This window comes from Acholeplasma sp. ORD1043 (assembly GCF_057808485.1).
In genome coordinates this window covers 1-1,503 of the sequence record NZ_JAQLOJ010000026.1, presented here as the reverse complement: position 1 = coordinate 1,503, position 1,503 = coordinate 1, and the positions used below count along the sequence as shown (strand labels likewise).

The window sequence follows — 1,503 nt, the reverse complement described above, 5'->3', positions numbered from 1 at the left end:
TAAACTATACCCTATAAAACGGACACTCTAAAAAAGAGACCACTCGTTTTATAGGGTTTTTTATTGATATAATTAGAGGAAGGAAGTGACATACATATGAGCGTTATAAGATTTACTCCAGAACAAATCGAAAATTTAAGAAATAACCCACACGTTAAAAATGTATCTGATAAATCAATAACCTATCAAGACAGTTTTAAGGAGCATTATTTAAATGAATATGCAAAAGGAAAACCATCAAGAATAATTTTTATTGAAGCTGGATTTGATGTATCCGTATTAGGTAAAAGATATATTAAAGCTGGTGACCGATGGAGACGTCAGTCTAAAAGATTAGAGGGTATAAAAGATACGAGATTAGAAAATACTGGAAGACCAAGAATTAAAGATTTAACTACCGAAGAAATAATACAAAGACAACAAGCTCAAATCGAATTATTAAAACAAGAACGAGATTTCTTATTGGAACTACAAAGGCTAGAAAGGCAAGCGATCAAAAAACAACAACAAGGCCCCAAGATAAATACGAAATCATCAAAAGAATCACCAAAAACAAGAAAAACAAACTGAGTGTAAGTTATTTAATTAAAATATCAGGAATATCAAAAAGTGGCTATTATAGTTATTTAAAACAAACAGAATATAAACAAAGAAAAGCATTCCAAGATGAGGAAGATTTTGAATATATTTATAAAGCTTATCGATTTAAAAATCGTTCTAAAGGGGCAAAAGGAATTAAAATGACTTTAGAAGGCCAATATAATATTAATATGAATCTTAAAAAGATTCGTAGATTGATGAAAAAGTTTGACTTATACTGCCCAATTAGAAAATCAAATCCATCGAAAAGAATGGCAAAAGCAATGCAAACTTCATATGTGGCACCAAATAGGTTAGAACGTAAATTTAAGGAAGGTAAACCTGGTCAAATATTATTAACTGATATTACGTATTTAACCTATGATTTGAATAAACGAGCATATCTATCAGCAGTTAAAGATTCTGTAACAAATGAGATTTTAGCTTATAAGGTTTCAAAATCAATGGATATGAGATTTATAGAAGAAACACTAAATCAGTTAGAATATATTAAATTAGATAAAAATGCATTAATTAATTCAGATCAAGGTGCACACTATACATCAAAATTATTCATTGAAACAGTAAAGAAACTAGGATTAGAACAATCTATGTCAAGACGCGGAAACTGCTGGGATAATGCACCCATGGAGTCATTCTTTGGACATATGAAAGATGAGATAGATTTAGTAGAATGCAAGAATTTTGAAGAATTACAAAATGAAATAGATGACTATATGGATTACTATAATAACTATAGATATCAGTGGAAACTTAATCGTATGGCACCGAAAAAATATGGTGATACATTAAGAAGTAAACTAAATAAAAATGGTCATTCCATTGAGGAACAACCATTATTTAAACAATTTAATTAAAACTAAGTCTCTTTTTTAAATAGTCCTTGACTTAGGGTACACTTTA

1 protein-coding gene is annotated in these 1,503 nt (G+C 29.1%); it reads left to right on the top strand.

What is annotated here, in order from left to right:
• Positions 1-96: 96 nt before the first annotated feature.
• Positions 97-1,457 (top strand): IS3 family transposase gene (locus tag PG914_RS06880; protein WP_488823091.1). Its coding sequence is split into 2 segments (ribosomal slippage): positions 97-489 and positions 492-1,457, totalling 1,359 coding nucleotides; the frame shifts between segments, so codons are not numbered across the junction.
• Positions 1,458-1,503: the final 46 nt, after the last annotated feature.